Raw genomic sequence first — 25682 nt, forward strand, 5'->3', positions numbered from 1 at the left:
ACACAGGTCGGGAGCGGAAGGGCCGGGAGCGGACGGGCCGGAGGCGAACGGGCCCCAGAGCCCGGGCAGCGCGGTCGAAGCGGTGTTCAGGATCGAGTCCGCGCGCATCATCGCCGCCGTCGCCCGCATCGTCCGCGACGTCGGCATCGCCGAGGAACTCGCGCAGGACGCCCTGGTCGCCGCGTTGGAACGATGGCCGGAGTCGGGTGTCCCGGAGAAGCCGGGAGCCTGGCTCATGGCCACCGCCAGGAACCGTGCCGTCGATCTCGTACGGCGCCGGGAGACGTACGCCCGCAAGCTCGCCGAGGTCGGCCGCACCCTGGAGGACGTCCCCCCGCCCGACACCGCGAACATCACCGGGATCGGGGCCGGGGCCGACGACATCGACGACGACCTCCTGCGTCTCATCTTCACCTCCTGTCACCCGGTCCTCTCCACCGAGGCCCGGATCGCCCTCACCCTGCGCCTCCTCGGCGGACTCACCACCGACGAGATCGCCCGCGCCTTCCTGGCCCCCGAGGCGACCGTGGCGCAGCGCATCGTGCGCGCCAAGCGCAGCCTGGCCAAGGCCGCTGTGCCCTTCGAAGTGCCGTACGGGGCCGAGCGCGCGCAGCGCCTCTCCTCCGTCCTGGAGGTCATCTACCTGATCTTCAACGAGGGTTACTCCGCGACCGCCGGTGACGACTGGGTACGGCCCGGACTGTGCGAGGACGCGCTGCGGCTCGCGCGGGTGCTCGGCGGGCTGATGGACGAGGAGCCCGAAGTCCACGCGCTGGCCGCCCTGTTGGAGCTCCAGGCGTCCCGGATGCCCGCGCGGACCGGCCCCGACGGCGAGCCGGTGCTGCTCGCCGACCAGAACCGCTCCCGCTGGAACCAGCTCCTGGTCCGCCGAGGCTTCGCCGCGCTCACCCGGGCGGGCGCGCTGGGCGGCCCGCCGGGCCCGTACGTCCTCCAGGCCGCCATCGCGGCGTGCCACGCCCAGGCCCGTACGTACGAGGAGACGGACTGGACGGCGATCGCCTCGCTGTACGGACAGCTCGTCGCCCTCACCCCGTCCCCGGTGGTCGAACTGAACCGCGCGGTCGCCGTGTCGATGGCCGAGGGCCCGGCGGTGGCTCTGCCCCTGGTCGACGCCCTGGCGGACGAACCGGCCCTGAAGGGCTACCACTTGCTGCCGAGCGTGCGCGGCGACCTGCTGGCACGACTGGGCCGTACGGAGGAGGCGAGGTCGGAGTTCGAACGAGCGGCGACCCTGACCCGCAACGCCCGGGAACGCCTCTTCCTCCTGGACCGCGCGGCCCGGCTCTGACCCGACGCCGGCCCGATCACCCGTAGCTCGACCACGCCCGAGGGGGACGGTCTCAGAAGTGCGTGGGTGCCAGCCACACGGCGGGCGGGAGCGGCGCGTGCTGCGGGGAGGCCTGGATCACCTGGATCACGAAGGCCGCGAAACGCCGGGAGGCCGCCACCTGGCCGGCGGCCGTGGCCGCGCGGATGCCCTGATTCCCCATGAGCATGAGGATCAGATCGTCCGGGACCAGGAAGTCAGGACGCAGGTGACCGGCTTCCTTCGCGCGCCGGGCCAGTTCGGTGACCGCCTTCACCGTGTACGCGCGGCTCGCGGTGACCTCCGTCGGTGTCGGGAAGGTCGCCATGAAGGCTTCGGTGAAGCCCCGGTCCCGTGCGTGCAGCTCGCAGATCTTCTCGATGACCAGGCAGAGACCGTGCCAGGGGTCGGGGTCGGCGCTCCCTTCGTCGACGATGGCGCGGCACGCGCGCATCTGGTCCGCGAAGGCCTCGGTGACCAGTGCCTGCTTGGTCGGGAAGTGGCGGTACAGGGTGGCGGGCCCCACCCCCGCGCGCCGCGCGACCTCCCGGATCGGCACGCTCAGCCCCTGGGCGGAGAACAGCGCGCGGGCCGCGTCGAGGATGCGCGCGCGGTTGTCCGCCGCGTCGGAGCGCGGGGCGGGCGGCACGTGAGGCAATCGGGTCGTCACCACTCTCACTTTAGCGAAACGGACGGGGGCGTCCGTTAGCGTCGCGAAACGGTCGAGCCGACAAGAAGGAGACCATGGTGAAGGCAGTTTCGATCCGAGAATTCGGACGTCCCGAGGGACTCGCGGTCATCGACGTCCCCGCCCCCGTTCCCGCCGCCGGACAGGTGGTGATCGCCACCGAGGCGATCGGCGTCGGCGGGGTCGACACCCTGATCCGGAGCGGGGTCCTGGCCGCCTACGGCTTCAAGGAGGGCCACATCCCGGGCGGTGAGGTGGCGGGCACGGTCACGGCGGTCGGGGAGGGCGTCGATCCGTCGTGGATCGGACAGCGGGTGTGGGGATCCACCGGCACCGGCGGAGGCTACGCCGAACAGGCCGTCGCGCCGGTCACGGAGATCCTTCCCCTGCCGGCGGACCTGTCCGCCACCGACGCGGTGACGCTCGGCAGTGCCGGGGTGGTGGCGCACTTCGGGCTCGCCCACGCCCGTTTCGTACCGGGGGAGACGGTTCTGGTACGGGGCGCGGCGGGCAGCCTCGGGATCATGGCGGTGCAGTTCGCGGCCCGGGGCGGGGCCGGTGCGGTGGCGGTCACCACGTCGTCGGCGGATCGCGGGGAGCGGCTGCGGAAGCTGGGCGCGACGCACGTACTGGACCGCGCCGGGTCCGGAGGCGTGGACGCCCCCGCGGGCTACGACGTCATCATCGACGTGGTGGCCGGTGAGCACCTGCCCTCGTTCTTCGACCGGCTCAACCCGAACGGCCGCATGGTGGTCGTGGGCATCGTCGCGGGTCAGCCACCGGCGGACTTCGGTACGAAGATGATGGCGGCGTTCCAGAGATCGCTCTCGTTCTCCACCCTCAGCACGGATACGGTCGCGGCGGCCGACCGGGCGGCCGTGCGCGCCGGGCACTTCGCGGCGGCGAGCCGCGGGGAGATCGAGGCGGTGGTGCATGAGCTGCTGCCGCTGGACCAGGCCGTGCTGGCGCACCGGAAGATGGACGCGGGCGAGGTCTTCGGCCGCGTCGTGCTGAGGCCGTAGCCCCTCCGAACGGCTGGCCCGGCGCCCACCCCAAGCCCGCGATCACGGAGGCGCCACCGGTGTGTCCGGGCTGTCCAGCCAGGCCGTCTGCCCCTCGGGCGTGACGGTCAGCCCGTAACGCCCGACCGCCGGCCGGCCGGTCTCCGTCCACCGGTCGTACGACGCGTGGATCTCGTCCCAGAGGCGGCGCGGTCCGTACTGGGCCGTGCGGAACGTCTCGCTCTGACGGCCGTCGTAGTCGACGCTCGCCCAACTCGTCGCGGTGGTGTCGGCGATCCACAGCCGGACGTGGGCGTCGGCGCACTCGGTGTCCCACGAGTACCAGGCTCCCGGGACGGTCAGCCCGAGGCGGAAGTCCAGGGCGGGGTCCGCCCCGGCGACGGACCACGGGGAGAGGGCGGTTGCCCCCGTGTCGGGCGTCTGACCCTCGCGCAGGACGTCGCGGAACAGCTCGACGTCGGTGCGCTGACCGTTGATCAGCATGTACGAGCCGTACGCGGCGAACGTGCCCTCCGCGCGGCCGTCCTGGAGCTTCGTCAGGCGAAGAGTGCCGTAACCGCACCACGCGCTGTCCCAGGGGGTGACGATGCGTCCGCCGGGAGCTGTCTGCTCCAGCCAGGAGGCGGGCACCGAGCGGACGGAACAGGTGGCGAGGATCCGGTCGTACGGGGCATGGCGAAGCCAGCCGTTCGCGCCGTCGGTGGCGATGACGGCGGGGGAGTACGACAGGGCGGCCAGATTCTCGCGCGCACGGTCGGCGAGGGGCGCGTCCACCTCCACGGAGGTGACCGGGCCGTCGCCCAGGCGAGCACACAGGAGTGCGGTGTTGTAACCCGATCCGGTGCCGATCTCCAGCGTCCTCGCGCCGGGGCCCAGTTCGGCGTCCTCCAGGAGGCGCAGGACCATGCTGGGCATGGACGCGGACGACGAGGGCGAGCGGGTGCCGTCGGACTCAGTCACGAACTGGGTGACGAGAGGCGCGTCGGAGTACGCGGCGGCCATCCACCCGTCCGGGTCCTGGCGTCTGTCGCACGGCACATACCCGCAGTCACCGTCCCTCAGCCAGACCTCGTCGGGCAGGAAGGCGTCGCGGGGGACGCGTAGCAGAACGTCTGCCCACTCGGCGGTAATCGGTTCCGTACGGGTCTGTTGGACCGTACGCAGCAGGCGTCGGGTACCCGCCGTCCGGGCGGGAACGTCCGGGTCGCGGAGCGGCGACGGGTATGTCTGTGCCATGCCTGCTCCTCACGCTCAGGCCGGGCGGCCGGTCGTCACGCTCCGTAGTCTACGGTGGCGTGGCGTGAGAGGGGAGTAACACGTCCGGGTGAACTACGGGTCCGGCGCCGTCAGTCGGCGCTTGTGGGGGTGACCGTCACCGCTACCGCGCGTTCGCGGAGGGCGGTGGCCAGGTGCTCCATTTCGACCAGGGTGCCGAGCAGACCCGTCGTTCGTAGTTCGGCGGCCATCGTTCGGGCCTCGCCCAGGGACAGGCCCTGGGTCCGGCTCAGGACGCGGGTGACGGAGATGAGGTTCGCCGTGCCGTCGGTGAGGGTGAGCCGGGCCGGGCCGTGTTCCGTGAGGAGGAGTTGGCGGATCTCCTCGGGGGTCGTACCGGGGGTGGGTGGGGTGGAGTCGCCTGCCCGGCAGCCCGCGCACGTCGTCTCCGTCTCCCACCGCACCTCGTCCTGGTCGATGTGCTGACCCACGTTCCGGGTCAGCACACCCCCGCACGCCCCGCACTCGCCGGTGACGCTCGCGCCTTGACTGGTCATCGAACTCCTCGCTGTCATCCCGTCCATCATGCCTGGCGGGGGGAAACGGCGGGGAGGCCCGTAGGTGCGGAGCCCTTACGAGCCGCTGCGTTCCGGGACCGGTGTCGGGTGGTCGTCGGACGGCGTGGCGGCGGACGTGGCCAGGGGCGTGGCCGCCACCCGCGTGCGGCCCGGGATCGCCACGACCACCAGCGCCGCGATCAGGGCGACCCCGCCGCCGATCACGAAGCCCGTACGGAATCCGCTCTCGGAGGGGACGGTGAAGCCGCCGGCCGAGACGGTCATGTGTGCCAGGACCACGCCCAGGACGGCGCTGGAGACCGACGTACCGATCGATCGCATCAGGGCGTTGAAACCGTTCGCCGCCGCGGTCTCCGACACCGGCACCGCGCTCATGATCAGCGCCGGCATGGCCCCGTACGCGAAGGCGATCCCCGCGCTGCTGACGCAGGTGAAGATCAGCAGGCCCCAGGTGGATCCCATCAGGACCAGCGCCAGGGCGTACCCGCACATGATGATCACCGAGCCGGTGAGCAGGGAGACCTTCGGGCCGCGCGCGGCGGAGAGCTTCGCGCCCAGCGGGGAGACGCCCATCATGACCAGGCCGGCCGGGGCCATCCACAGACCCGCCGCGACCATCGACTGGCCGAGGCCGTAGCCGGTGGCGGAGGGCAGCTGGAGCAGCTGGGGGACGATCAGCGACTGGGCGTACAGCGCGAATCCGACCACGACGGACGCAAGGTTGGTCAGCAGCACCTGGCGTCTGGCGGTGGTGCGGAGGTCGACCAGCGGGTCGCGTGTACGCAGCTCCCACACGCCCCACACGAGCAGGACGACCAGCGCCGTGCCCAGCAGGCCGAGCGTGGTGCCGCTGCCCCAGCCCCAGTCGGTGCCCTTCGTCACGGCGAGCAGCAGGGCGACCAGTCCGGCGCCGAGGCCCAGGGCTCCGACGAAGTCGAAGCGGCCGGCGGCGCGGACCGGCGCGGCCGGTATGAAGAGCAGGATGAAGACGCCGAGCACCAGGCCGAGGCCGGCCGAGCCCCAGAAGAGGGTGTGCCAGTCGGTGTTCTGGGCCACGACCGCCGCGAGGGGCAGGCCGAGGGCGCCGCCGATGCCGAGCGACGAGCTCATCAGGGCGATGGCGGAGCCGACCCGTTCGGGCGGCAGGATGTCGCGCATCATGCTGATGCCGAGCGGGATGATGCCCATGCTCGACCCTTGCAGCGCCCGGCCCGCGACGGCGGGGAGCAGGGAGTCCGACAGGGCGCACACCACCGAGCCGCCGACGAGCAGCAGGACGCAGACGAGCATCAGCCGCCGCTTGCCGTACAGGTCGCCGAGCCGGCCCGTGACGGGGGTGGCGACGGCGCCGGCCACCAGGGTGGCGGTGATCACCCAGGACGCGTCGGCCGGGGTGGTGTCCAGGAGGCGGGGCAGCTCGCCGATGAGGGGCACGACCAGGGTCTGCATCAGCGCGGCGACGATGCCGGCGCTCGCCAGGACGGCGACGACGGCGCCCGTACGGGATGCGGGGGGCGCCGCGAGGGCTGTCGCGGGCGGCGGAACGGTGGGTTTCACAGCGTCTCCTGTCAGGGGCGTGACGTGATGCACTGTGTAGCGTACATGCTGTATGTACGGGGCATATTGCGCTGATATACATGCAGGTGGGTGTACGGGTGGGTGGGGTGCCGAGGATGTGTGGTGCCGAGGACCGACGGACCGACAGGAAGAGGTTGCCGTGGTGCGTGAGGCGAGCGAGAAGATCCAGCTGGAGATGACGCTGCTGGCGCGTTATCGCTACATGGCTCTGGCGCCCAAGGCGCGGCTCGACCGCAGCGCGTACCTCCTGCTCAGCCGGATCGAGGCCGAGGGCCCGCTGTCCATCGGGCAGCTGGTCGACGCGCTGGGCCTGGAGACGTCCACGCTCAACCGGCAGACGGCCGCGATGACCCGTGCGGGTCTGGTGGAACGCATCCCCGACCCGGAGGGCGGGATCGCCCGCAAGTTCCGTATCACGGACGAGGGTCTGGGCAAGCTCCACGCCGACCGCGAGGACGGGGTGCGGGGCCTGGAGACGGTCCTGGCGGAGTGGAAGCCGGAGGAGGCGGCGGCGTTCGCCACGGCGCTGGAACGCTTCAACTCCAGCATCGAGAACCTGATCGGCCACACCTGGCCGCGCGGCTGAACGAGGCTGTCTGCCGGTTGAACATGTACGCCCTACCGGGCGGACTCCAGCAACTCCTTGAGCCGGGCCAGGTCGGCGGCGACCGTGTCGGCGTCACGCTCGAAGTCGGCGTCGCTCATCTCCGCCTGCCGGCGGAGGGTGAACACCACCTCGCTCCCCGCCCCGTCGGCGATCACACGGACCGGGTTGTACACGGTCTGCCCGGAGGGCAGCGTGACGTTGTGGTCGAGCACTCCCAGCTCGTTACGGGGGGCGAAGACGACCACGACGCGCCCCATGGGGGAGGACTCCGCGACCCACTCGTCCCCACTGCGCTCGATGGTCCCTCCCAGACCGTGGGCCCACGCGGGCAGGTTGGCCGGGTCCGAGGCGTAGGCGTAGACGTCGCCCACGTTGCGGTCGACGTGGACGCTGACGTGGCGCGATTCATTGTGGATGCTGTTCATGGCGGCGACGGTAGCGGGCACCGGCCGCCACCGTCTTGAACGAAACGGACGCGCGTGGCGCGGCGACCGGTCCGCAGGGCGACGACCCGTCCGAAGCGAAGGCCCCGGGGACCCCTAGGGGGCGACCGGGTCCCCGTCGCCCAGTTCCACCCACCACACCCCGTCGGCGCGCGTCAGGCCCAGAAGCTCCACCGGACCGCTGCCGAACCGCAGTTCGGCGGTGGCCTGGTCCGGTACGACCACGTCGCGCACCAGCACGGACGCGGGAGCGTCTCCCGCCCCGCGCCCCTGGTGCGCGGTGATCGCCTCCCGCGCGGCGGCGGGCCGCCCCTCGAACCACGGGGCGCCCAGAGCGGCCAACTCCCGCGCGTCCCCCGTCCGTAGCCGCTGTACGTACGCCTTCACCAGCGGCTCGACCTCGCGGGTCACGTCGTCCACCTCGCCGTAGGCGGACGCCTCGGCGACGACGTCGACGTCCACGACGGGCGCGGCCCGCGGCGCGTACGGCGGGGAGCCCGGGTGCGCGGAGTTCCACAGGTCGGTCCCGTGGCCCAGCGCGAGGCCCAGGCCCAGCACGGCGAGGACGCCGGCCACCCGGCCTCGGCGTGTGCGCGACGTGCGAGGCGTTCTGGTTCGTGGCGTGTGCCGCATTCGTATACCCCCCGGCACGACCTGACGGTCCGAGCGCCCATTCTGTCGTCTCCGTACGCTCAGGCGCCCACCGTCCCGTCGATTCCCTCGCGCAGGAAGTCCGCGTGGCCGTTGTGGCGGGCGTACTCGTGGATGAGGTGCAGCATCACCATGCGGAGCGAGACGTCCTCCTCCCACTTCGCCGCGTAGGCCGTGACGTCGAGGGACTCCGCCTCCTCCTCGATCCGGCGGGAGTGGGCGACCTCGGCCTCCCAGGCGGCGAACGCCTCGGAGCGGGTGGCCGTACGGGCGTCGTACGCCACCTGGAAGTCGCCGGTGTCGGACCACACCAGGGCGATGTCCTCGCCGTTGATTACCCGGCGGAACCACGCGCGCTCGACCTCCGCCATGTGCCGTACGAGCCCGAGGAGGGTGAGCGTGGAGGGTGGCATCGAGCGGCGGCGCAGGTCCTCGTCCGAGAGACCGTCGGTCTTCATGGCGAGGGTCGCCCGGTGGTAGTCGAGAAAGGCGCGCAGCATGACGCGCTCCCCGGCGGCGGCGGGGGGTCCGATGCGTTCCGTGGTCATGGCCGGGGCCTTCCGGGGCGGTGGGCGGGACGGTGGCTGGGCGGTGGATGATCGTCGCAGAGGCTACCGCCGCTACCCTCTGCCGGGTGATCAACCGCCTCGCGCTTCCGCCGTACCCTCCGGAGCCCCCGCCCGAGGAGGGGTTCGAGGCGTGGGCGGGGGAAGAGGCCGATGCCGGCGTGGAGGACGGGTTCGGGGGGCTCTCCCCCGAGCTGCTCGCCGAGCGGGACGCCACCGTCGTGGTGCTCGCCGAGCGTGCGCTGGCCGTCCGGCGCCTGCTGCTCCTCTGGGGGATCGCCGCCGTCGCCGTGCTCGGGTGGGCCGCGGTGGGGCTCGCCGTCCGGAGCATCGAGGACGGCGGGCTGGGGCTGCTCAGCGGGCTTGTCGCGCTGGTCCTCGCGGCCGTCCTCCTGATCCCCGCCGCCGTCGCGCTGGGGCTCTGGGTGCGCCGGAACCAGGACGTACGGGACCGGCTGGACGCGTGGGCGTATCTCGGCCCGGAACCCGTCACCGACGAGCGGGTGCGCGCGCACGGCAGGTCCGTTCTCTGGCTGCTGCCCTCCGTCGTGCTGTGCCTGGCCGGTACGGCGGTCGCGGGCCGGGCGGTGACCCGGATGGATACGGTCACGCTGAGTGCCACGGCGTACGCGCTGGGTCTCGGGGGCACCCTCCTGGTGACCGGTCTGCTGGGACTTGTCCGGTCCGTCGGGCACCAGCGCTGGGCTGGGCGTTTGCTGGATCCGGTGCCGGTCCGCAGGGGTGGCGGAGCCCACCGCTGAGGTGCTTCCTACAGCCCGAGACCTATCCTGGAGAGGGAACGCATGCGCCATTCAGGGTTAAGGGGCGGCGGATGGAATGGATTTGGTGGCTTTTCGTCTTCTTCATCGTGGGCGGCTTCGGATGGGTGGCCGACACGGGCCGCACGGCGTTGCACACGCGTCACGAGCGAATAATGGAACGCCTCAAGCTGGCCGAGGACGAACGGAAGGCGCTTGAGGCGGCCCACAAGCCACCCGTGCCCGTCTGCGGGTGCTCCCACCACCTGGCGAAGCACGACAAGCGGGGAAAGTGCCACGAGGACGTCGAGGTCGCGACGGAGTGGGACGAGGACAAGAAGCCGCTGAAGTATGAGCGCAGGCAGTGCAACTGCCAGCAGTACATCGGGCCGCAGCCGCTCTCGAAGATCTACGCCGACGAGTTGACGGACCTGGAGTAGTCCGGCGAGTCGTACGGGCCGGGATGTGTGGCGCTGACAGGATGCAGCGCCATGCAGCTTTTAAGACAAAAGCGAGAATGTGGACACGCGCGTGTCCTGGTGGCCGCCCTGCTCGTCGCCGCGCTCGGTTCCGGCTGCACCGGAGAGCCGAACGGTGGCCGTGCCTACGCGCCTCAGGGGCACCCGGCGCCGCAGGCTCCGAAAGCCGGCCAGGTGCAGAAGGCCCCCGGCGCCCCCCGGCGCGGCCCCGCCGGCGCCCTCGCCGCCTACGCCGAGAGGCTCCGCCGCGCCCAGGCCGTCCGTATCGCCGCCGCCAAGCGGTGGAAGCTCGCCGGGACCCCCCTGACCGCGCCCCCGCCCCCCGCCGTCAAGCCCGTGATCAAGACCCGCAAGGGCTTCGAGGTCTCCGGCGGTGCCACGCTCCCGCCCGTCTTCACCACCGTGCCGGTCAAGGACAAGATCGTGTTCCTGACCATCGACGACGGCGCGGAGAAGGACCCCGAGTTCCTCCGCATGATGGCCGAGCTGAAGATCCCGTACAGCGCCTTCCTCAGCGACTACGTGATCAACGACGACTACAACTATTTCCGGCTGATGCAGGGCAGGGGGGTCGCGCTGCACAACCACACCCTCAACCACCCGTACCTGCCCGGCCTGTCCTACGACCGGCAGAAGCGCGAGATCTGCGGCCAGCAGGACAAGATCCAGAAGCGGTACGGGAAGCGGCCCCGCCTCTTCCGTCCGCCGTACGGCAACTACAACGGCGACACCCTGCGCGTCGCCAAGTCGTGCGGTATCACCGCCGTACCGCTGTGGGCGGCCGAGGCGTTCCCCGACCACATGGAGTGGCGCGAGTGGGACCGGGACCTGCACCCCGGCGACATCGTCCTCACCCACTTCCGGGGGCGTGAGGACTGGAAGGGTTTCATGCCCGACATGATCCGGCGTGTGATGAAGACCATCACGGACAAGGGGTACGCCGTGGCCAGGCTGGAGGACTACGTCTGAGGACCACGCCCGAGGACCACGCCTGAGGACCACGCCTTAAGGGCTGCGTCCGACGGGCCCCCGGCCGCGCGCCCGGCGCTCGCACGCCCGTACGAGACAGCTCCTCGTACGGGCGTTTTCGCGTGCCGGCCGCCCCGCCACGCGCAAGCTCATTGGCACTCCGCTTGACCGAGTGCTAATCGCGGTCATAGTCTCGGGTCTGGCACTCCCCACTGGAGAGTGCCAAAGCGCGACTGGCAGATCCGGCACCCGCGACGACGGATCCACCTGGTCGCCACCCAAGACAGTTCACCCCGTGAGATCTCCGAAGGGGGAGGTCGGATCGTGACGACCGCCAGCACCAAGGTTGCCATCAAGCCGCTCGAGGACCGCATTGTGGTCCAGCCGCTCGACGCCGAGCAGACCACGGCCTCTGGCCTGGTCATCCCGGACACCGCCAAGGAGAAGCCCCAGGAGGGCGTCGTCCTGGCCGTGGGCCCGGGCCGTTTCGAGAACGGCGAGCGGCTCCCGCTCGACGTTTCCGTCGGCGATGTCGTTCTGTACAGCAAGTACGGCGGCACCGAAGTGAAGTACAGCGGCGAGGAATACCTCGTCCTCTCGGCTCGCGACGTACTCGCGATCATCGAGAAGTAATTCACCGAAAGTTTTGCTTTTGAGCTGCGCCCTCGGCCACCCTGCGATTGCCGGGCGGACGGGGGCGCAGTTCGTTCGAGAGGACTAGAGAAGCTCCCATGGCGAAGATCCTGAAGTTCGACGAGGACGCCCGTCGCGCCCTCGAGCGCGGCGTCAACAAGCTGGCCGACACGGTGAAGGTGACGATCGGCCCCAAGGGCCGCAACGTCGTCATCGACAAGAAGTTCGGCGCCCCGACCATCACCAACGACGGCGTCACGATCGCCCGCGAGGTCGAGCTCGACGACCCGTACGAGAACCTCGGTGCCCAGCTGGTGAAGGAGGTGGCGACCAAGACCAACGACATCGCGGGTGACGGCACCACCACCGCCACCGTCCTGGCCCAGGCGCTGGTCCGCGAGGGCCTGCGCAACGTCGCCGCCGGCGCGTCGCCCGCTTCCCTGAAGAAGGGCATCGACGCCGCGGTCAAGGCCGTGTCCGAGGAACTCCTCGCGACCGCCCGCCCCATCGAGGACAAGTCCGACATCGCCGCCGTGGCCGCGCTCTCCGCGCAGGACCAGCAGGTCGGTGACCTCATCGCCGAGGCGATGGACAAGGTCGGCAAGGACGGTGTCATCACCGTCGAGGAGTCCAACACCTTCGGCCTGGAGCTCGACTTCACCGAGGGCATGGCCTTCGACAAGGGCTACCTGTCCCCGTACATGGTGACCGACCAGGAGCGTATGGAGGCCGTCCTCGACGACCCGTACATCCTGATCAACCAGGGCAAGATCGCCTCCATCCAGGACATGCTCCCCCTGCTGGAGAAGGTCATCGCCGCGGGTGGCTCCAAGCCGCTGCTGATCATCGCCGAGGACGTCGAGGGCGAGGCGCTCTCCACGCTCGTCGTCAACAAGATCCGCGGCACCTTCAACGCGGTCGCGGTGAAGGCTCCCGGCTTCGGTGACCGCCGCAAGGCCATGCTCGGCGACATCGCCACCCTCACGGGCGCGACCGTCATCGCCGAGGAGGTCGGCCTCAAGCTCGACCAGGCCGGTCTGGACGTGCTGGGCTCCGCCCGCCGCGTCACCATCACCAAGGACGACACCACGATCGTCGACGGTGGCGGCGACCACAGCGAGGTTGTCGGCCGCATCAACCAGATCAAGGCCGAGATCGAGTCCACGGACTCCGACTGGGACCGCGAGAAGCTCCAGGAGCGCCTCGCGAAGCTGGCCGGCGGCGTGTGCGTGATCAAGGTCGGCGCCGCCACCGAGGTGGAGCTCAAGGAGAAGAAGCACCGTCTGGAGGACGCCATCTCCGCGACCCGCGCCGCGGTCGAGGAGGGCATCGTCTCCGGTGGTGGCTCCGCCCTGGTGCACGCCGCCAAGGTCCTTGAGGGCAACCTCGGCAAGACGGGCGACGAGGCCACCGGTGTCGCGGTCGTCCGCCGCGCCGTGGTCGAGCCGCTGCGCTGGATCGCCGAGAACGCCGGCCTTGAGGGCTACGTCATCACCGCGAAGGTCGCCGACCTCGACAAGGGCCACGGCTTCAACGCCGCGACCGGCGAGTACGTCGACCTGGTGAAGGCCGGCGTCATCGACCCGGTCAAGGTCACGCGTTCCGCGCTGGAGAACGCCGCGTCCATCGCCTCCCTGCTGCTCACGACCGAGACCCTGGTCGTCGAGAAGCCGGCCGAGGAAGAGTCCGAGGCCGGTCACGGCCACGGTCACAGCCACTGAGGTCGTGTGCGACAGCCGAAGGCCCGGCACCCCGGAAGGGGCGCCGGGCCTTCGCGCGTCTTCTTGGAGCCGTTACGCCGAGAGGTGCAGCGTTGTCGGGTGTACGGGGTCGGCGAACGGCACGCCCTTCGTCCAGCGCTCCACCTCGTCCAGCGCCTGGTCCGCCATCCGGTGGATCTCACCGCCGAGGGACCCCGCGACATGCGGGGTGAGCAGGACGTTCGGCAGGTCGTACAGCGGCGAGTCGACGGGCGGCAGTTCGGGCTCCGTCACGTCCAGTACGGCGTGGAGGCGCCCCGCCACCAGCTCCGGCAGCAGCGCGTCCTCGTCGACGAGCGACCCGCGTGAGGTGTTGATCAGCGTCGAACCGTCCGCCATCGCGGCCAGCTGCGCGGCGCCGATCATGTGGTCCGTGGCGGGGAGCTGCGGGGCGTGGACCGACACGACGTGGCTGCGCGCGCACAGTTCGTCCAGCGTGACGAGGACCGCGCCGAGCGCGGCGGCCTCGGAGGACTCGACGTACGGGTCGTACAGCAGGACGTCCAGGTCGAAGGGGCGCAGCAGCTCGATGACGCGGCGGCCGATGCGGGAGGCGCCGACGATGCCGACCGTACGGCGGTAGTTGCCCGCGCTGTCCAGCTCCTCCCGCCAGTCGTGGTGGGTGCGCAGGTTCCGGTAGCGCTGGGCGGAGCCGAGGACGTTCTTGCCCGCGAAGAGGATCGCGGCGAGCGTGTACTCGGCGACCGGGCGGGCGTTCGCGGCGGCGGCCGAGGTGACGGCGATGCCGCGCTCCCAGCAGGCGTCGGTGATGTGGTGCTTGACCGAGCCCGCCGCGTGGACGACGGCCCGCAGGCGCGGCGCGGCGTCGAGGACGCCGGCGGTGAGCGGGGGCGCGCCCCAGCAGGTGACGAGCAGTTCGGCGTCGGCGAGGGCGGTGGCCACGGCGGGCGCCGGGTCGGACAGCTGATGGGCGATCAGGGTGGGATCCGTACGGACGAGGCCGGTCAGCCGGGTCCTGTGGTCGTCGGTGAACAGTCGCTCGGCGATGCCGGGGCCCATGGAGAGCAGGGCCGCGGGGCGATTGTCAGTGGTGGCTGGCATGGTGGAACTCAAGCTCCTCGGGTGTCGCTCGGACTCACTCGGGTCTCGTTCGGTCTCACTCGGGTCTCGTTCGGTCTCACGCGGGGCGGGTCATTTGACGCTGCCGGCGGTGAGGCCGGCCTTCCAGTGCCTTTGGAGGGTGACGAACGCAATGATCAGCGGAGTGACGGCGAGGAGCGAGCCGGTGACGACCATCGGGTAGAAGTCCGGGGTCGCGTTCGCGTTGCTGTGCCAGTTGTAGAGGCCCAGGCTCAGCGGATAGAGGTTTTTGTCCGAGAGCATCACGAGGGGGAGGAAGAAGTTGTTCCACACGGCGGTGAACTGGAAGAGGAACACGGTCACGAAGCCCGGCATGATCATGCGCAGGCCGATCGACCAGAAGGCGCGCAGCTCGCTCGCGCCGTCGATCCTGGCCGCCTCCAGCGCCTCGTTCGGGATATAGCCGGCGCTGAAGATCCGGGACAGGTAGACGCCGAACGGATTGACGAGCACGGGGATCAGCACGGACAGGTAGGTGTTGACGGTGTGGGTCTTCACGGCCAGCAGGTACAGGGGGAGGGACAGGGCCGTGGAGGGCAGCAGCACGCCGAGCAGGACGACGGCGAACAGCTTCTCCTTGCCCCGGAAGCGGTATTTGTCGAAGGCGTAGCCGGCGGCGACGCTCACCAGCGAGCAGCCGAGGGCGCCGACTCCCGCGTAGAGCAGCGAGTTGCCGTACCACCGGAAGTAGATGCCGTCCTGGTAGGTCGTCAGGTCGGAGAGGTTCTGGCCGAGGTTGAAGCCCTGGAAGGAGAAGACGTCGCCGCCGAGCAGGTTGCCGGCGTCCTTGGTGGCCGCCGTGACCAGCCAGATCAGGGGGAAGAGGGTGTACGCGGCGGCCAGGACGAGCACCCCGTTGACGGCGGACCTGGACAGCCACCGGCTGGTGCCCGGCCGGCGGGCGGCGCGGACGGGGGCGCGGCCGGGGGTCCCGCGGCGCGGGGGGGCGAGCGGGGTGGCCGGGTCGGTCGGGTCGGTCGGGGTGGTGACGAGCGGGGACGTCATGCTGCCCGTGCCTCCTTCCGGTTGGAGAATCGGGTGACGCCGAAGGAGAGCGCGGCGGCCACGAGGGCGATGAGGACGGACGCGGCGGCGGCCAGGCCGTAGTCGTTGCGCTGGAAGGCCGCGCTGTAGGCGTACATGTTGGGCGTCCAGGTGCTGGGCACGGACGCGCCCGAGCGGCTGAGGATCAGCGGCTCGGTGAAGAGCTGGAGCGAACCGATGATCGTGAAGAGCAGCACGAGCGCCAGCGAGGAGCGGATCAGGGGGAATTTGATGCTGAACGCGAGCCTCCACTGTCCGGCGCCGTCCACGGTCGCGGCTTCGAGCAGTGAGCGGTCGATGGCCTGGAGGGAGGCGTAGAAGATGACGACGTTGTAGCCGAGCCACTCCCACAGCGCGATGTTGACCACCGAGGGCAGGACGCCGTCGGTGGACAGGAAGTCGAAGCCGAATCCGCCGGCGTCCATGGCGTTGATGACCGGGCTGAGCCCGGGGGTGTAGAGGTAGATCCAGATCAGGGCGGCGATCAGGCCCGGGATGGCGTGCGGCAGGAAGAGCGCCAGCTGGAAGAAGCGGCGGGCGCGGGCCAGGGCCGTGTCCAGCAGCAGGGAGAGGACCAGGGCGCCGCCCACCATCAGGGGGATGTAGAAGGCGCAGTACCCGAGCAGCACCCAGAAGCCGTCGCGGAACGCCTGGTCGCCCAGGGCTTCCGTGTAGTTGCCGAGGCCGTGGAAGACGGTACGGGGTCCGTCGAAGCCGAGGCCCGAGGCCTTCTCGGTGAACAGGCTGAGCCAGAGGGCGTAGCCGACGGGTATCACCATCGCCACGGTGAACAGGACGAAGAAGGGGGTGAGCAGGACGGTGGCGGCGACTCCCGTACGGGTCGAGGCGCCGGGCCTGTTCGAGGTTTTGGCGGTCGTTCGGACAGTCGTCTTGGGGGTCGTTTCGGTGGTCATGAGGCGTCCTCGACGTTCAGACCGCGCTTCTTGAGATCGGCGACGGTGGCGTCCTGGGCTGTTCTGACGGCGCGGGAGAGGGTGGAGCCGCCGCCGACGGCTTCGCGGAGCTGGTCGCCCAGCGCGGAGTTGGTGGCGCCGGTGCTCGGGCCCCAGATCCAGTCCGGTGTGATCGACCTGCCGGCCTGGAGGTAGAGGCCGTAGAGGTCCTGGCCGCCGAAGAAGCTGGTGTCGATGGCCTTCTGGGCGACGGGGACCATCGCGGGGGCGGCGGGCAGGGCGGTGGAGGTGCTCGCGCCGATCCGGGCCTTGATGCCCGCCTCGGAGGTGGCCATCCAGAGGGCGAACTCGACGGCCGCCGCCTTCTTGTGGCTGTTCTCGCTCACGGCGAAGGTGGAGCCCTGGATCATCCCGCTGGCCGGTCGCGCCGCGTCCCAGCTGGGCACCGGCGCCGCCGCCCACTTGCCCTTCTCCTCCGGCACGATGCCGGCGAGCACACCCGCGCTCCAGGACGCGCCGAGGTAGCCGACGAGCGTGCCCTGTTTGAGGCCGCCGGTCCACTCCGGGCTGAACGAGGAAGAGGTGTTGACCAGGTCGTCGTCGATCAGCCCCTGCCAGTACTCCGCCGTCTTGATCGTGGCCGGGTCCGTGGTGTTGACCCGCCAGGCGTTTTTGGCCGTGTCGGTCGTGAACCACCGCGCGCCCGCCTGCCAGGCCATCGCCTGGAAGAAGGTCGGGTCGTCGGGGAAGAAGCTGGCGATCCTGGTGTCCGGGGCCGCCTTCTTGACCTGCGCGGCGGCGGTGCGGAACTCGTCCCAGGTGCGCGGCGGGGTGAGGTGGTGCTTCTCGAAGAAGTCCTTGCGGTAGTAGAAGACCTGCGGGGACGCGTCGAACGGGACGGCCCAGTTCTTGCCGCCCAGGGTGGTCAGCTTGATGGTCTGCGGCAGGAACTTCTTCTTGATGTCGTCGGTCAGATAGCCGCTCAGGTCCTGGAGCGAGCCCTGGCTCACGAACTGCGACAGCATCGGGTACTCGATGGAAAGCAGGTCGGGGGCGATCCCGGCCTTCACGGCGTTGGCGATCTTGGGATAGCCGCCGTTGCCGCCGGAGGGGATCTCCTCGAACTTCACCTTGATCGTGTCGTGCGAGGCGTTGAACGCGTCCACCACTTCCTGCGACCCCTTGGTCCAGGCCCAGAACGTGACGGTGACGGGATGTTCCGCGGTGCCTTCCGCGGGTGCGTCGGCGCCGCCGCCGCACGCCGTGAGGGCGGCGAGAGCGGCCAGCGCGGTGGCGGCGCCGACACAGGCATGGAGAGAACGGGACCAACTGCGACTCACGGCGCGGCTCCTGTACGTGCGGGGGACAGGCGGTGGCCGTGATACTTCGATCCGGCGTGAGCGAAGTCAAGAGCGAAAGATTGATTGATCGAAAAATGATCGAAAGGGGAGGGTGTGGCTGCCTGCGATCAGGGCGTCGTCAGGTGGAGGAGCGCACCCGCAGGCGCGGCAGCAGCTCCACGTGGCGGCGCGGCTCGTCCACGCCGCCGCCGGCCGAGGCCAGCCGTTCCACCAGCAGCTCCGCCGCACACCGCCCCACCTCCCGCTTGGGCGGGGCGACCGCGGTGAGCGGGGTGTCCGCGAGGGCGGCCACCTCGTCGTCGTACGTGATGAGCGCGAGGTCCTCGGGGACCCGTACCCCCAGTTCGGCGAGGCGCCGGACCATACGGATCGCGTCCTCGTCGTTGTGCATCAGCGCGGCCGTCGCCCCGCCGTCGCGCACCGCCGCGCGGACCGCCTGCGCGGCCCGCTCGAAGACCTGCGGCTCGCGTTCCGCCGACGTCGAGTCGATCACGGGCCCGGGCGCGGTCAGCCCGAGGACGTCGAGCGCCTGGACGTATCCGGCCCGTACCGCCGTCGCCGTCGGGCTGTCCCGCCGCGCCACCAGCAGCGGGGTCCGGTGCCCGAGCCCCACCAGGTGCCGTACGGCGATCAGGACGCCGTGCGCGTGGTCGGAGCAGACCCGGTCCAGGGCGGCCAGCGGCCCGCCGGGCGCCCCGCGCCGCTCGACCAGCACGGTCGCCACCGGCAACCGGGCGATCCAGTCGCTGTACGTGTCGGGGTGGCCGGGCTCGGTCCAGCTGGGGGCGAGCAGCAGCCCCTCCGCACCGGCCGCCAGCAGCCCGGCCGCGTGTGCGGCGTCGTCCTCGGGCCGGTAGTCGGAGACCCGCAGGATCAGCCGGGCGCCGAGCCGGGCGGCGGCCTCGTGCGCCCCGCGGATCACCTCGGCGAAGTAGTACGCGGCCGCGGGCGCGAGCAGGCCGATGACCGGACCGCCGCCGCCCGGCGCGATCCCCGCCGGGCCCTGCCGCTCCGGCCAGGAGACGGAACCGTGCACCCGGTCGAGCAGCCCCCGGGCGGCCAGCGCCTCCGCGTCCCGGCGCGCCGTCACGGGGGACACGCCGAGCCGGTCGGCGAGGTCGGACACCCGGACCGTGCCGCGCTCGCGGACCAGATTCAGCAGTCGGTCATGACGTTCAGCGGCACCTTCGCGCACGGTGACGGCCCCCTCGCAAGTACGGCGACCCGGGCACGGGTGCGTCCCGGAGAACCGACCCTAATGCGTACGATCGAACGGCGGGAAATTCGATCATTCGCTCACAGCCATGCTCAGGGTGTGACGGTCACGCGGAGGGGGCGGCGCCCGCTACTGGGGGCCGTACTTGCGTCCCGTCTTCGACGTGAGGCCGCTCAGCAGCCCGCGCGGGGCCAGCTTCACCGCTCCCATCAGGGCCTTGTAGCGCGGGTCAGGGATGGACACGGCCCTGCCGCGGGCCAGGTCGCCCAGCGCGGCCGTCACCAGTTTGTCCGCGTCGAGCCACATCCACTCGGGGATCCGCTGGGTCCCCAGCCCGGCCCGCTCGTGGAACTCGGTCCGTACGAATCCGGGGCACAGCGCCATCACCCGTACCCCCGACCCCACCAGCTCCCGGGCCAGCCCCTGGCTGAACTGCACGACCCAGGCCTTCGACGCGCCGTACGTCCCCCGGGGCACGAACGCCGCCACCGACGCCACGTTGACCACCGCTCCCCGGCCGCGCGCCTTCATGCCGGTGACCGCCACCGACGTGAGCCGCAGCACCGCCTCGATGTGCACTTTCAGCATGACCAGTTCATCGGACATCGGGACCTCCAGGAAGGGTCCCTTGTTGGCGAAGCCCGCGTTGTTCACGAGGAGATCGACCGGCTGCCTGGGGTTCGACAGCCGCTTCTCGACCGCCTCGATCCCGCTGTCGGTGGAGAGGTCCGCGCTCAGGACCTCCGCCTCGATGCCGTGCCGGTCGTGCAGTTCGGTGGCGTGTTCGCGCAGACGCTCCTTGTCGCGCGCCACCAGTACCAGGTTGTGTCCGTCCGCCGCCAGCCGCCGCGCGAAGGCGGCACCGATCCCCGCCGTCGCGCCCGTAATCAAAGCAGTCGTCATAGGCGGCACGTTAGCGCCTGGGTCAGTGGCCCTGATGGGCGTGTTCCAGGGGTGGACGGCCCGCCTTCTGCCCCTTCTCCACGACCACGAACTGGCCCATCATTCCCTGGTCCTCGTGGAGGAGGAGATGGCAGTGGAACATGTACGGGGCCTGGGGATCGGCCGGACCTTCGAAGCGCATCGCCAGCTTCACCGTGGTGCCGTTCGGGACGAACACGGTGTCCTTCGCCCCGCGCAGCGCCGGTTCCGGGGCCCGCCCGTTCACGCTGAGCACCCTGAACTGCACGCCGTGGACGTGGAAGTTGTGCGGCATCCCGTTCGTGTTCCGTACTGTCCAGGTCTCCGTCGTGCCGCGCGTGACCGTCTCGTCGATCCGGCCCATCGACATCCGACGGCCGTTGATCCCGGAGAGCTTGAGGTCGAAGAACCGCCCGCGCACCGCGTCCTTGCCGTCCGGCACCTCCAGCTTCCCCAGCCTGGCGGGCAGGTCGGGCGACGGGCGCAGCGTGGACTTGGCCCGCAGCTCCAGGACGTCGAAGGTGTCGTCGCCGCCGTTGAAGCGCTGGTTGACGAAGTCCATGCCGACATCGAGGGGGAAGCTGCGCAGGACGGTCCGCTCACCCGGCCGCACGCGCACCACGATCTCGGCCCGCTCGCCCGGTGACAACTGGATCCGGTCCATCCGCGCCGGCTGCTCCAGCAGCCCGCCGTCGGTGCCGATGAGCGAGAAGGCGCGGCTGTCGTCGAAGCCGAAGTTGTACGTCCGCGCGGTCGACGCGTTGAGCAGCCGGAGCCGTACCTGCTCGTCCCCCACCACGCGGTACGGGTCGAGCGTGCCGTTCACCATCGTCCGGTCGCCGAGGAACCCGACACTCTGGGCCACTCCGTGCCCGTGGTCGAACCGGGCCCCGTCGAACTTCACGTCCTGCACGATGACCGGCAGATCGTCCACGCCGTATCTCTTGGGCAGCGCGAGGGTGCGGGACTTCTGGTCGTCAAGGATGAACATCCCCGCCAGGCCCCGCTGGACGTGGTCCTCGGTCTCGCCGTGCGGGTGCGGGTGGTACCAGAGCGTCGCGGCCGGCTGGTCGACCGTCCACCGCGGCGACCAGGTCTTCCCCGGCGCGACCATCTGGTGCGGGCCTCCGTCCATCCGGGCGGGCAGGTCCATGCCGTGCCAGTGCACATTGGACGCCTCGTCCAGCGTGTTCGTGACCCGGACCCGTACCTTCTCGCCGCGCTCGGCCCGCAGCGTCGGCCCGAGATAACTCCCGTTGAAGCCCCAGGTGGGAGTCTTCTGCCCGTCCTTGAACTCCGTCGTACCGGCCCGCATCCGCAGGTCGAAGACGCGGGTGCCGTCCGCCGCGACGGTGGATCCGGCGAGCGGGGGGACCGCCAACTCGTTGCGGAAGCCGCCCCGCCCGACCGTGGACACCTTGGCGCTGGAGTAGAACCACGCGGCGCCGCCGCCGAGCGCCAGGGCGAGGACAAACGCGACGGACGTCAGGATGATGAGGACACGCTTGAGACCGGACATGCGACGAGCGTCCCGGCGGGCGCCGCCGCGGGCCATCGGGGGCCACCCCCAGCCACCCCCGAGGGACCCCGCATCCCTCTCAGGGGCATCCCCTACGCATCAGGTATACCGGTGCGAGTGGGTCCAACAAGCCGCAGGTCAGGGCTGGTTGGCAAGAGCGGCGTCGTCCCTCCCGGGAGTCTCCCCGCCCTCCTCCGCGCGCACTTCCGTGCGCTTCTCCCCGACCGCGGGGCGACCGATCCTCCCGTATTTCTCGACGTACTCTTTAGCGATCCTCAACTTCTCCGCGTGCAGGGCCTCGCCGGCGGCGAGGATCCGCGGCAGCAGCTCCCGCTCCAGGGTCACGGCCTGGAAGACCAGCGTGACCGTCACGTCGTGCGCCGGCCGGTGCACGATCTCGATCGGGTCGCCCGCGCGGATCTCGCCCGGGGTGATCACCCGCAGATAGGCGCCCGTGACGGCCTGGTGGGTGAAGCGCTTCATCCACCCGTCCTCGCCGAGCCAGGCCTGGAACGTACGACACGGGATCCGGCCGCTCGTCGCCTCCAGCACCAGATCGGGACCGATCCGCCAGCGCTCGCCGATCAGCGCGTTCCTGACGTCTATCCCGGAGGTGGTCAGATTCTCCCCGAACACCCCGTTGCTCAGCGGGCGCCCCAGCTCCCGCTCCCAGAAATCCAGGTCCTCCCTCGCGAACGCGTACACCGCCTGGTCAGAACCGCCGTGATGACGCAGGTCGCAGACCGCGTCACCCCCCACCCCGCTCGCGCCCACCCCCTTCGGTCCCGGGTCCGCCACCCGCACGGGACCCTCGACCGGCCGCTTGTCGATCCCCGTGACACCGCCCGCCGCGTCGCTGTACTCCACGGATTTCGGCCGGCCCGCATTCACGGTCAGAAGCTTCATGCATGCAAGCTAACCGGACCCGCCTCAAAGGTTCTACCCCTTAACCCGCGAGAACCCCAAGAGTGTCTTATAGTCGCCACATGATCGAAGCCCGCCACCTCCGGGTGCTGCGCACCGTGGCCACCACCGGTTCCTTCTCCGCGGCCGCGCGGGCACTGGGATGCACCCAGCCGGCGGTCAGCCAGCAGATGAAGGCGCTCGAAGCGTCCGCCGGCACTCCGCTGATCGTCCGCACCGGCCGTGAGATGCGCCTCACCCAGGCCGGTGACGTGCTCGTACGGCACGCGACGGGCATCCTCGCCGGGCTCACCGCCGCCGAGGACGAGATCGCGGCCATCGTGGGGCTGCGGGCCGGCCGGGTCAGGCTCGCCTCGTTCCCCAGTGGCAGCTCCACCCTGGTCCCCACCGCGCTGGCCGCGCTGCGCGCCGCCCACCCCGGCACCCGGGTCTCCCTCGTGGAGGCCGAGCCGCCGCGCTCGGCGGGCATGCTCAGGGACGGCGACTGCGAGGTGGCGCTGGCGTTCCGGTACGGCGGCTCCGCCGCGGAGTGGGACGGCCTGGTCGTGAAGCCCCTGCTGGTGGACCGGCTCGTCGGCGTGGTCCCCGAGGGCCATCCGCTGGCGGGCGCCGCGTCCGTCGCACTCGGCGATCTGGCCGGCGAGTCGTGGATCGCGGGCTGCCCGCGCTGCCGGGAGCAGCTCGTCGACGCCTGCGCGAGGGCCGGGTTCACACCCAGGATCGACTTCGCCACCGACGACTACCCGGCCGTGATCGGCCTGGTCGCGGCGGGTCTTGGCGTGGCCGTGCTGCCGGAGCTGGCGCTGCGGTCCGTCCGTACGGAAGGTGTCAGGACGCTCGCGCTGGAGCCGTCCGTCGAGCGGGAGGTCGTCGCGCTCACCCTGCCGGACCTCGCGCACGTGCCGACCGTCGCCGCCACGCTGGACCAGTTGGTCCTGGCGGCGGCACGCTGAGGCGCGGCGCGGGCGCCGCGCGCCTCGGGGCCGCGGTTCGCCGGGTCGGCCCCGGCCGCATGCAGGAACGTTTCTTCGGTGTCGGGGTGCGACGGTCAGTCGGCGTGGTGGTCGTGGCGGTCGTGCTGGTCGTGGTGATCGTGCTGGCCGGCGTTGCCGTGGTGGTTGTTCGCGCTGTGGGGTGAGGGCGACGCCGAGACGAGCCGGGTCCGCGCCCGCCCCATCAGTTCCTCGCGCTCGTCCTCCGTCAGCCCGCCCCACACGCCGTACGGCTCCCGCACCGCCAGTGCGTGCGCCGCGCACTCCGCGCGGACCGGGCACCTCATGCACACCTCTTTCGCCGAGTTCTCACGCGCGCTTCGCGCCGCGCCCCTTTCCCCCTCCGGATGGAAGAAGAGCGAGCTGTCGACGCCGCGACAGGCCGCGAGGAGCTGCCAGTCCCACAGATCTGCGTTCGGTCCGGGAAGGCGGGAGAAATCTGCCATTGCTCATGTCCCCTTGAAACCGTACTGAAGCGGATACGGGCCGATCTTCCGATCTCACAACGACCGTACATCTACTATCTAAGTAGATGTAAATATGACTCATGGTGAATCTAGCGTCAGACACCATCAAAAGTGAAGAAAAGCCGCTAAATGGGGCATGGCTAGGGGTGAACGCCAGGCGGTCGGGGCCGCTCTGTTGCGTGCGCGAGTCCTCACAGGGAGTGTCGAAGTCGGTCGTCCGACCCGTAACTCTTTCGAGTGACCATCGTTGAATGTGCGAGGCGGTTGAGAGAACGAGCGATCGGGCACATGTCCGAGAGCGTCAATCGCACAGGTGACGATATGTACTCAGCCTGGAGGCCCAAGGTGACGCGCATCAGCTGCGGAGGACGGTCATGACATCCGTCCTCGTCTGCGACGACTCCCCGCTTGCCCGAGAGGCGCTCCGCCGCGCGGTCGCGACCGTGCCCGGCGTCGAGCGCGTGACGACCGCGGCCAACGGCGAGGAAGTCCTCCGCCGCTGGGGCGCCGATCGGTCGGACCTGATCCTGATGGATGTCCGGATGCCCGGCCTCGGGGGTGTCGAGACGGTCCGCCGGCTCCTGTCCGCCGACCCGGGCGCCCGGATCATCATGCTCACGGTCGCGGAAGACCTGGACGGGGTCGCGCTCGCGGTCGCCGCGGGTGCCCGGGGGTACCTGCACAAGGACGCCTCACGCGCCGAGTTGCGCGCGACGGTCACCCAGGCGCTCGCGGACCCGACCTGGCGCCTCGCGCCGCGCCGGCTCCGCTCGGCCGAGATGGGCGCCGCGCCCACGCTCACCGCGCGCGAGATCCAGGTGCTCGAAGGCATGAGCCACGGCCGGTCCAACGCGGAGATCGGGCGTGAGCTGTTCCTCTCCGAGGACACGGTCAAGACGCACGCGCGCCGGCTCTTCAAGAAGCTCGGAGCCTCGGACCGCGCCCACGCGGTCGCCCTCGGCTTCCGCTGGGGCCTGGTGCGCTAGAACGCCTCCTCCTAGGACGTGTCCTCCAAGACGTGTCCTAGGAGGCGCCGCCGCCTCGTGGACAGGGCCCTTACGGGCGACAAGCCCGGTGCGAGCGGGGCAACGTACGGCCGTACGCCACCGTTTCCCGCGCCATGCCGCATCCTTGAAGATGTGGAGTTCCTCGGGGACGAGTCGGACGAGCGCGAGGGGAGGGCGCAGGGGATGAGTTCTGCCGCACCTGCTCATAACGCTTCGGTGCACAACTACGGACGCGGTGCCACTGATCAGGAGCCGTCAAGGCACCATGGACCGATGCGCGATGACGAGACCACGGTGATCGGTGCGCTCGTTCATCGTGCTGTCGACGGCGACGAGCAGGCCACGCATGATCTCCTGGCCCGCGTCCACCCGCTCGCACTGCGCTACTGCCGTACGCGGCTGAGCCGGCTGCCGGGCGACGCGCGTCATTTCACCGAAGACCTCGCGCAGGAAGTCTGCGTCGCGGTCCTGATGGCCCTGCCGCGCTATCGCGACACCGGCCGCCCCTTCGAGGCGTTCGTCTTCGCGATCGCCGGGCACAAGGTCGCCGATCTCCAGCGGGCCGCCATGCGGCACCCGGGATCCACGGCCGTCCCGTCCGACGAGATGCCCGAGCGTCCCGACGACTCGCTCGGGCCCGAGGAGCGGGCACTGCTCAGCAGTGACGCCGAATGGGCCAAGAAACTCCTGGCCAACCTCCCGGAGAACCAGCGCGAACTGCTCGTCCTGCGGGTGGCGGTCGGACTGACCGCCGAGGAGACCGGCCAGATGCTCGGGATGTCCCCGGGCGCGGTACGGGTCGCCCAGCACCGCGCCCTGAGCAGACTGCGCGCGCTGGCGGAACAGTGAGCGTGACGGCGACCGCGCGCGCAGGCGGAACAGTGAGCGTGACAGCGAGCACGCGGTGGCCGTGGAATGAGACGTCCGCGCGGCCCGTTAGCA

27 protein-coding genes are annotated in these 25682 nt (G+C 70.7%); 11 read left to right on the forward strand and 16 right to left on the reverse strand.

Features of this window, described 5'->3' with window-relative positions; translation table 11 throughout:
* Nucleotides 1-82: 82 nt before the first annotated feature.
* Nucleotides 83-1309, forward strand: a complete 1227-nt coding sequence (locus ACIO1C_RS18705; protein WP_401865089.1) for an RNA polymerase sigma factor — start codon at nucleotides 83-85, stop codon at nucleotides 1307-1309.
* A gap of 52 nt (nucleotides 1310-1361) precedes the next feature.
* Here ACIO1C_RS18705 and ACIO1C_RS18710 read toward each other — a convergent pair whose 3' ends face one another.
* Nucleotides 1362-1997 carry a TetR/AcrR family transcriptional regulator gene (locus ACIO1C_RS18710; protein WP_401864688.1) on the reverse strand — a complete coding sequence of 212 codons (636 nt, stop codon included), beginning with the start codon at nucleotides 1995-1997 and terminating at the stop codon, nucleotides 1362-1364.
* Nucleotides 1998-2074: 77 nt separating this feature from the next.
* Between ACIO1C_RS18710 and ACIO1C_RS18715 the strand changes: the two genes are divergently transcribed.
* Nucleotides 2075-3037, forward strand: a complete 963-nt coding sequence (locus tag ACIO1C_RS18715) for a zinc-binding dehydrogenase (protein WP_401865092.1) — start codon at nucleotides 2075-2077, stop codon at nucleotides 3035-3037.
* A 42-nt stretch (nucleotides 3038-3079) separates the two neighbouring features.
* On the opposite strand, the gene ACIO1C_RS18720 is transcribed toward ACIO1C_RS18715, so the two are convergent.
* The 3 genes from ACIO1C_RS18720 to ACIO1C_RS18730 form a co-directional block, all read right to left on the reverse strand.
* A complete protein-coding gene (locus tag ACIO1C_RS18720; RefSeq protein WP_401864689.1) occupies nucleotides 3080-4273 on the reverse strand; it encodes a methyltransferase in 1194 nt (397 codons plus the stop codon).
* Between the two features lie 110 nt (nucleotides 4274-4383).
* Entirely contained in the window at nucleotides 4384-4809 is a 426-nt protein-coding gene (locus ACIO1C_RS18725) for a hypothetical protein (protein ID WP_401864692.1), read from the reverse strand.
* Between the two features lie 75 nt (nucleotides 4810-4884).
* Nucleotides 4885-6387, reverse strand: coding sequence for an MFS transporter (locus ACIO1C_RS18730; protein ID WP_401864693.1), 1503 nt, complete (start codon nucleotides 6385-6387; stop codon nucleotides 4885-4887).
* Between the two features lie 196 nt (nucleotides 6388-6583).
* On the opposite strand from ACIO1C_RS18730, the gene ACIO1C_RS18735 reads away from it, so the two are divergent.
* Nucleotides 6584-6994, forward strand: coding sequence for a MarR family winged helix-turn-helix transcriptional regulator (locus ACIO1C_RS18735; protein WP_161311098.1), 411 nt, complete (start codon nucleotides 6584-6586; stop codon nucleotides 6992-6994).
* 32 nt (nucleotides 6995-7026) lie between these two features.
* Here ACIO1C_RS18735 and ACIO1C_RS18740 read toward each other — a convergent pair whose 3' ends face one another.
* The 3 genes from ACIO1C_RS18740 to ACIO1C_RS18750 all read right to left on the reverse strand — a co-directional run bounded on the left by ACIO1C_RS18740 (nucleotide 7027) and on the right by ACIO1C_RS18750 (nucleotide 8657).
* The gene (locus tag ACIO1C_RS18740) at nucleotides 7027-7440 is read right to left on the reverse strand and encodes an SRPBCC family protein (RefSeq protein ID WP_401864696.1); all 414 of its coding nucleotides are present in this window, start codon (nucleotides 7438-7440) and stop codon (nucleotides 7027-7029) included.
* Nucleotides 7441-7554: 114 nt separating this feature from the next.
* Complete coding sequence (locus ACIO1C_RS18745) at nucleotides 7555-8034, reverse strand: hypothetical protein (RefSeq protein ID WP_401864699.1); 480 nt, start codon at nucleotides 8032-8034, stop codon at nucleotides 7555-7557.
* Nucleotides 8035-8150: 116 nt separating this feature from the next.
* Nucleotides 8151-8657, reverse strand: coding sequence for a DinB family protein (locus tag ACIO1C_RS18750; RefSeq protein WP_401864701.1), 507 nt, complete (start codon nucleotides 8655-8657; stop codon nucleotides 8151-8153).
* Nucleotides 8658-8743: 86 nt separating this feature from the next.
* Between ACIO1C_RS18750 and ACIO1C_RS18755 the strand changes: the two genes are divergently transcribed.
* The 5 genes from ACIO1C_RS18755 to groL all read left to right on the forward strand — a co-directional run bounded on the left by ACIO1C_RS18755 (nucleotide 8744) and on the right by groL (nucleotide 13235).
* The gene (locus ACIO1C_RS18755; protein ID WP_401864703.1) at nucleotides 8744-9436 is read left to right on the forward strand and encodes a hypothetical protein; all 693 of its coding nucleotides are present in this window, start codon (nucleotides 8744-8746) and stop codon (nucleotides 9434-9436) included.
* Between the two features lie 71 nt (nucleotides 9437-9507).
* Complete coding sequence (locus tag ACIO1C_RS18760; protein WP_161311085.1) at nucleotides 9508-9873, forward strand: hypothetical protein; 366 nt, start codon at nucleotides 9508-9510, stop codon at nucleotides 9871-9873.
* A 51-nt stretch (nucleotides 9874-9924) separates the two neighbouring features.
* Nucleotides 9925-10881 (forward strand): polysaccharide deacetylase family protein, encoded by a 957-nt coding sequence (locus ACIO1C_RS18765; RefSeq protein WP_401864705.1) that lies wholly within the window; start codon nucleotides 9925-9927, stop codon nucleotides 10879-10881.
* Nucleotides 10882-11205: 324 nt separating this feature from the next.
* Entirely contained in the window at nucleotides 11206-11514 is a 309-nt protein-coding gene (gene groES, locus ACIO1C_RS18770; protein ID WP_023539274.1) for a co-chaperone GroES, read from the forward strand.
* A gap of 98 nt (nucleotides 11515-11612) precedes the next feature.
* Nucleotides 11613-13235 (forward strand): chaperonin GroEL, encoded by a 1623-nt coding sequence (groL, locus tag ACIO1C_RS18775; RefSeq protein ID WP_401864708.1) that lies wholly within the window; start codon nucleotides 11613-11615, stop codon nucleotides 13233-13235.
* Between the two features lie 72 nt (nucleotides 13236-13307).
* Here groL and ACIO1C_RS18780 read toward each other — a convergent pair whose 3' ends face one another.
* From ACIO1C_RS18780 to ACIO1C_RS18815, 8 genes are all read right to left on the reverse strand, one after another.
* Nucleotides 13308-14336, reverse strand: coding sequence for a hydroxyacid dehydrogenase (locus ACIO1C_RS18780; protein WP_401864711.1), 1029 nt, complete (start codon nucleotides 14334-14336; stop codon nucleotides 13308-13310).
* 90 nt (nucleotides 14337-14426) lie between these two features.
* A complete protein-coding gene (locus tag ACIO1C_RS18785) occupies nucleotides 14427-15380 on the reverse strand; it encodes a carbohydrate ABC transporter permease (protein ID WP_401864713.1) in 954 nt (317 codons plus the stop codon).
* Nucleotides 15377-16333, reverse strand: coding sequence for a carbohydrate ABC transporter permease (locus ACIO1C_RS18790; RefSeq protein WP_401864715.1), 957 nt, complete (start codon nucleotides 16331-16333; stop codon nucleotides 15377-15379). Before ACIO1C_RS18790 ends, ACIO1C_RS18785 begins: the two co-directional genes overlap by 4 nt.
* Nucleotides 16330-17673 (reverse strand): ABC transporter substrate-binding protein, encoded by a 1344-nt coding sequence (locus ACIO1C_RS18795; RefSeq protein WP_401864718.1) that lies wholly within the window; start codon nucleotides 17671-17673, stop codon nucleotides 16330-16332. The genes ACIO1C_RS18790 and ACIO1C_RS18795 overlap by 4 nt, the downstream gene beginning before the upstream one ends.
* Before the next feature lie 139 nt (nucleotides 17674-17812).
* On the reverse strand, nucleotides 17813-18889 hold the full coding sequence (locus ACIO1C_RS18800) for a substrate-binding domain-containing protein (RefSeq protein ID WP_401864719.1): 1077 nt from the start codon (nucleotides 18887-18889) through the stop codon (nucleotides 17813-17815).
* Between the two features lie 150 nt (nucleotides 18890-19039).
* Entirely contained in the window at nucleotides 19040-19813 is a 774-nt protein-coding gene (locus ACIO1C_RS18805; RefSeq protein ID WP_401864722.1) for an SDR family NAD(P)-dependent oxidoreductase, read from the reverse strand.
* A 22-nt stretch (nucleotides 19814-19835) separates the two neighbouring features.
* On the reverse strand, nucleotides 19836-21350 hold the full coding sequence (locus tag ACIO1C_RS18810) for a multicopper oxidase family protein (RefSeq protein WP_401864725.1): 1515 nt from the start codon (nucleotides 21348-21350) through the stop codon (nucleotides 19836-19838).
* Nucleotides 21351-21488: 138 nt separating this feature from the next.
* The gene (locus ACIO1C_RS18815) at nucleotides 21489-22256 is read right to left on the reverse strand and encodes an MOSC domain-containing protein (protein WP_401864728.1); all 768 of its coding nucleotides are present in this window, start codon (nucleotides 22254-22256) and stop codon (nucleotides 21489-21491) included.
* 80 nt (nucleotides 22257-22336) lie between these two features.
* Between ACIO1C_RS18815 and ACIO1C_RS18820 the strand changes: the two genes are divergently transcribed.
* Nucleotides 22337-23227 (forward strand): LysR family transcriptional regulator, encoded by an 891-nt coding sequence (locus ACIO1C_RS18820; protein ID WP_401864730.1) that lies wholly within the window; start codon nucleotides 22337-22339, stop codon nucleotides 23225-23227.
* 95 nt (nucleotides 23228-23322) lie between these two features.
* On the opposite strand, the gene ACIO1C_RS18825 is transcribed toward ACIO1C_RS18820, so the two are convergent.
* Nucleotides 23323-23712 carry a WhiB family transcriptional regulator gene (locus ACIO1C_RS18825; protein ID WP_401864733.1) on the reverse strand — a complete coding sequence of 130 codons (390 nt, stop codon included), beginning with the start codon at nucleotides 23710-23712 and terminating at the stop codon, nucleotides 23323-23325.
* A 395-nt stretch (nucleotides 23713-24107) separates the two neighbouring features.
* Between ACIO1C_RS18825 and ACIO1C_RS18830 the strand changes: the two genes are divergently transcribed.
* Nucleotides 24108-24719, forward strand: coding sequence for a response regulator transcription factor (locus ACIO1C_RS18830; protein WP_003948568.1), 612 nt, complete (start codon nucleotides 24108-24110; stop codon nucleotides 24717-24719).
* A 294-nt stretch (nucleotides 24720-25013) separates the two neighbouring features.
* Nucleotides 25014-25589 (forward strand): sigma-70 family RNA polymerase sigma factor, encoded by a 576-nt coding sequence (locus ACIO1C_RS18835; protein ID WP_161307647.1) that lies wholly within the window; start codon nucleotides 25014-25016, stop codon nucleotides 25587-25589.
* Nucleotides 25590-25682: the final 93 nt, after the last annotated feature.

Source organism: Streptomyces sp. NPDC087420, assembly GCF_044744165.1.
Lineage (GTDB): Bacteria > Actinomycetota > Actinomycetes > Streptomycetales > Streptomycetaceae > Streptomyces.